The organism is Thiohalocapsa sp. (assembly GCF_019695415.1).
GTDB lineage: Bacteria > Pseudomonadota > Gammaproteobacteria > Chromatiales > Chromatiaceae > Thiohalocapsa.
In genome coordinates, this window is record NZ_JAIFKJ010000326.1 from 1 (window position 1) to 4,975 (window position 4,975).

The 4,975-nt window shown below is 62.0% G+C and carries 3 protein-coding genes; all 3 read left to right on the forward strand.

The window, feature by feature from the left end:
• Positions 1-1,098 precede the first annotated feature (1,098 nt).
• The 3 genes from I6U14_RS09350 to I6U14_RS09360 all read left to right on the forward strand — a co-directional run bounded on the left by I6U14_RS09350 (position 1,099) and on the right by I6U14_RS09360 (position 3,933).
• Positions 1,099-1,434 carry a helix-turn-helix domain-containing protein gene (locus tag I6U14_RS09350; protein WP_296898729.1) on the forward strand — a complete coding sequence of 112 codons (336 nt, stop codon included), beginning with the start codon at positions 1,099-1,101 and terminating at the stop codon, positions 1,432-1,434.
• A 609-nt stretch (positions 1,435-2,043) separates the two neighbouring features.
• The gene (locus tag I6U14_RS09355; RefSeq protein ID WP_296898731.1) at positions 2,044-3,420 is read left to right on the forward strand and encodes a sigma 54-interacting transcriptional regulator; all 1,377 of its coding nucleotides are present in this window, start codon (positions 2,044-2,046) and stop codon (positions 3,418-3,420) included.
• 237 nt (positions 3,421-3,657) lie between these two features.
• Positions 3,658-3,933 (forward strand): hypothetical protein, encoded by a 276-nt coding sequence (locus tag I6U14_RS09360; RefSeq protein WP_296898733.1) that lies wholly within the window; start codon positions 3,658-3,660, stop codon positions 3,931-3,933.
• The last annotated feature ends 1,042 nt before the right edge of the window (positions 3,934-4,975 follow it).

The window sequence follows — 4,975 nt, forward strand, 5'->3', positions numbered from 1 at the left end:
TGGAACTACTCGATCGCCCCGAATTGTTCAAGTTAATTGCGGACAGCCCCTAAGCAGCCGCCGAGAGTGCATGGTCCGGAGAACGGGAGCGACGGATAACCCACCTTGGGGCCGCGCGTGCGTACACATCCCAGTTCGCGCGATCGATCAACAAAGCAATTTCTCGCGTCAACGGAAGCCGCCGCTCAGGCGTGAAGCGCTCACCGCCCTCCCACGACTGCTCGGCCCGGTCAGCCGCTTCGTGCAAGCCTTGCCGACACAGTTCCCAGATCGCTTGCTTTTGAGTAGAAGTCATCACAAGCCCCCTTCGCTTCTCTGTCCGATCGATTGTCGCTGGCGCTGCCGGGGGCTGAGACACCGCCGTACTCTCGGTAGCCGTCCTTTCTGCACCGACAACTCATCCGTCGTAGCACGATAGCTACAGCGTTGCCTCTGCACAACGACATACTTCGTTGCCCCTAGCTTCAAGATAGCCTATGAGGCCCTAAAATCAATAGGTCAAGGGCTTAAGCTAGAACCAAGGAGACTGTTGCGTACAAGATACTACCTAGCGGCAGATGTTCTTCGCGTCCAGCGCGTGGCACGTCGCTGAACGACCCGCCCGGCGTCCGCGCTAGCGCAGCAACCCTGCATCGGCCAGACAGCAACCGTCCCACGGGCCGGCGTGCCCCGTGTCGCTCAACCACCGACCCGCATGGTCGTAGCTGTAGTGCATCGCGGGGACAGCACCGACAATTCGGCTATAGACCTCCGCAGAAAACAACCGGCGGACGGTCGGATCGTAGACTCGGCCGTCGCGTTCGAGCCATGCATGCATCCGCCGAGCTGGACCGAGGTCGGAGCCGGTGATCGTGCCGTGCACTAAGCGCTAGCCGGGGGCTTGGCGCTGGGCCTGGAGCGCCAGTGCGAATGATCGCGATACGTCTAAGTGGCTGCCGGGTCTCGACTCGCTCGTCAGCAGTGTCAGGCTAGGCCAAGCATCACGCCCCCCATTCTGCCGCAGCCTTAGGGGTGTGCGTCCTGCGTGCGTTGGGGATTGAGCGCTATACTCGTCCCGTGGATAAGCGCGAGGATACCCAGCATGGTGGAACAACCGAAATGAGTGAGAGCCCCGCGGGGCGGTTGCGGGCTGCCCGCACGACGCTGGGGCTCAGTCTCAGCCAACTCGCCGACTTGACCGGCGGCACATACTCCAAGTCCCGGATCGGCAACTACGAGCAAGGCATCCGGCGCATGGCTCCTGCGGCGGCGCAGGCGCTCGCCAAAGCGCTCGGCAACGTGTCCGCCCAGTACCTGCTGTTTGGGGACGACGCTAAGGAAATGCTCACCGCGGAAGAACGGCGGCTCCTGGACGCCTACCGCAACAGCGACGCGGCGGGACGGCGCTGGCTGATCGAATGCGCAGAGCGCGCGGTGTGGAGTCCTAAGGCGTAGGTGCGTGGGTGCCGCAGGCGCCGGAGTGCGTCAAGCTCGTGTTCTGGCCCGCTATCTTGATCAGACTGGCGGCCGCCGCCACAGCCTGACGACCGCAATGGCACTGGATCGGCGCCGACGCTACTCTGGGCAGCAGGTATCCAACCCTAACCGGACCATGCGGGCGGCGAGCCTCAAGGCGTCCGGTCGCATCCAGCCTTGCAGGCGTCTTTGCCGACCCGGCGGTACCGGTGTAGCCACTTGTAGCCATGTGCAGCCAGTGGCTGGCTACACTCGCCGGGACTCCCGTTCGGAAATAGCGAAGGCCGTTGGAATCATGGTCGATTTCCATTTTGATCAACACCTTAGCGCTCGACCGACGTTGCTGCAGTAGAGCTTGCGGACGAGGCGGGATCGGTGCCAGCGGGAACACGCACCTCCGGATTGAGCGAGAGTTTTCACACAGCCTGGGCCAACAACGAACCGAAGGAAACGGCGTGGCCTATCCGGTTCCCGACAACGGCATCAAATCTGTCGCCAGGGGCTTGCCGGGTTTCTCCGTGCCAGAGACACGGGATCGCCGCGCCTCTAAAATGCCGCGCAGTATTCCCCGCGATATCTACAAGGAATATGGGCAAAGAAGTCGAGTACTACCGGCAGCAGTACGAATCCCTATTGGAGCAGATCCCAAACGCCGTCTTCGTCATCGACCCGGTCGGGGATCGACTTGTCGACGTCAACACCGCCGCCTGCCGGCTGCTCGGCTACGATCGCAAGACGCTGCTGGCGCGGATCAGACCTCGGGACATCCATCCGCACGAGATCGATGCCTTCGTCGATTTCACGCGGGAGGTGGAACAGCGAGGTGCGACTCGCACGGAGAAGCTCAGCTGCATGACCGCCAACGGCAACGTGGTGCCGATTGCGGTCGATGCCGGCATCATCAAATCGGTGGACGATCGGCCACTGATCCGCGCAGTGGTCACCGATCTGCGCCGCGAGAGCGTGCTGCGCCAGGCCCTTGATGACGAGCTGCGCGCACACTACGGCACTGCGGACGTGGTGGGCCAGAGTGCCGCGTGGCTGCAAGTCCTCTCGCAGATTCAACTGGTGGCCCAGACGGATGCCGTGGTCCTGATACGCGGCGAGACGGGCACCGGCAAAGAGATCGTCGCCCGAGCCATCCACAGCTCAAGCCAGCGGCAGACGCGCCCGCTGATCCGGCTGAACTGCGCCGCGATCCCCGCTACCCTCGCGGAGAGCGAGCTGTTCGGTCACGAGAAGGGCGCCTTCACCGGGGCCACCAGCCTGCGGCGAGGCCGGTTCGAGCATGCCAACGACGGCACGCTCTTCCTCGATGAGGTCGGGGAGCTGTCCACCGACCTGCAGCCCAAGCTGCTGCGCGTCCTACAGGAGAAGGAAGTCGAGCGCGTCGGCGGCTCGCGCATCATCAAGGTGGATGTTCGCCTCATCGCCGCGACCCATCGCGACCTAGAGGCGATGGTGAGAGATGGCTTGTTCAGAGAAGACCTGTACTACCGGATCAACGTGTTTCCGATCCAGATACCGCCGCTGCGCGAGCGACCTGAGGACATCCCCGTGCTGGCGCTGAACGCGGCACGCAAGGCGCAGATCCGGGTCGGTTTGGCACAGGCCGAGATCACGGAGGCCGCCATGGAACGGCTGCTGGACTACCCCTGGCCGGGCAATGTCCGAGAGCTGGAGAATGTCATGGAGCGCAGCGTCATTCTGAGCCGCGGCGAAGCCATCGATGCGGACCATGTGCTCATCGGCCCGAGCATCCGTGCACCTGCGCAGGGGGTGTCGCCCGCATTAAGCCCGTCCTACTCCCAGACCATACGTGACGCGGAAAAGGCTCACATCATAAATGCCTTGGAACAGGCCCGCTGGAAGGTAGAAGGCCCCGGCGGCGCGGCGAAGCGCCTGCAGATGAGCCCAAGTACCCTGCGTGGACGGATGAAGAAGCTCGGCATCGAACGCCCCTGACTCGCCTACGCCCGGATACCATCCAACCCGATGAGGGCGGCATGCAGGGGACAGCCGCCCCCGATGCCAGGGCCGCAACGCTCAAATCGACATCTGACCGACAGCGCCTGGGCGACGGCGCCGGGGAGAAGGCATCTGACCGCTTCAGGCGAGAACTTGACCGGTTCCGGCGAATGCGATTGCGTGGAATCGCTACACTAGAACGCGCAGTCATTCCTCGTTCCTAGGAGAATCGCATTGAAACGTAATCAAACTATCGCTTTCATCGGCCTGGTTGCTGGTGCTTTCGCTCTCGTGCTGGCCACTTCGTCAATCGCGCAAGTCAAATCTGCAGATGAGCTACTCGCCGCGACCGACCTGAATGGCGATGGAAAGATCCAGCGGACAGAGTACGTGCAGTGGTGTGCGCATAAGGGCGGCGTTGACTTCGATAAATGGTCCAATGGCGCAGCCAGCATGACGCCGGGTGACGCCTTCGAGAACTACAAGAAAATCCTGTCCTACGTGGATTAAGCCGGGACTACCGGCGGCTGCGGCGTCATGCGCCGTACGCCGTCGCCGTCGCCGTCGCCGTCGAACGCACATGCTCCATCAGGGCGTGTGATTACGGTGCTGCACTCATTGGGACAACGACGCCCCCGAAATCGATCCGAACGTTATCGCCACTGCTGCCTCAGCATTCCCGCGTAAGACGCATTTAACAAGCGCCCCGCCCACTCACTTCGTCCTACGCCTATTCTCGGCGCCGCAGGTAAAGCACCAGCGCCCATTCCTGAACAATACAGGCGCCAAGCCTGATTCGGGCGGTCCGCAGTATTATGGCTATCCCGAGCAGCATAATCGGTCTAGGGGACCTTGAAAAATTGCCGTCCTAGCAATTCTTCAAGACGCGAAGCGAAAACGCGGCTTCCGCTTTGCTCAGTTTTTCAAGCGCTTGGGCACTTGAAAAATGCCGGGGCATCCTGCTCCGCACAGCCGCCTCGAATACTCCTAGGTGACCTTTAAGCGACAACACCGTCAGACCCGCCGACGATTGACCCCCAGTCCTTTACCGCGCTGGCGTTTCGCGACACGCCGCATTCAAAAAAGATGCTTGCGCCCGCGACAGTGCGAGCACATCTCCACGCAGCAATCTTCGCCTTTCCAATGCTAGCCGTGGCATCTTTCGTTGCTGCGCTTATGGTTCTGAGTGTCAAGCAGACCGCAGCCAGACTCTCGTCGAAAGGGGCACCGCCAGCGCGGACTTCTCGCCCAGCATGCCAGTCGCGTGGGCGCATGACGGCGCCAAAGAATCGTCCCCCTTCCACCAACCGCGTGCAACCCACGCCATTCGGCGGCCACCAGCCAGATTCCGTGGATCGCTGACCCCAACTGGATTCCCCGTAGGGCCGACGCTCCCCCAAAACACTGTTGTAGATAATCATTTGCCTTGGCACTGCACCCCTCATGGCCTTTGGCATAGGCCTTGCTGCGTGGTCAGCACTTCGCCGCGCAGAGTGATGCGTCCGCGTTGCCTGTGTGCATTTTTTCATTCGATCTCATTGCCGTATCCCAA

Coding starts and splice junctions, on each gene's coding strand:
- I6U14_RS09350 (WP_296898729.1), top strand. CDS start 1,099: ATGAGTGAGAGCCCCGCGGGGCGGTTGCGGGCTGCCCGCACGACGCTG.
- I6U14_RS09355 (WP_296898731.1), top strand. CDS start 2,044: ATGGGCAAAGAAGTCGAGTACTACCGGCAGCAGTACGAATCCCTATTG.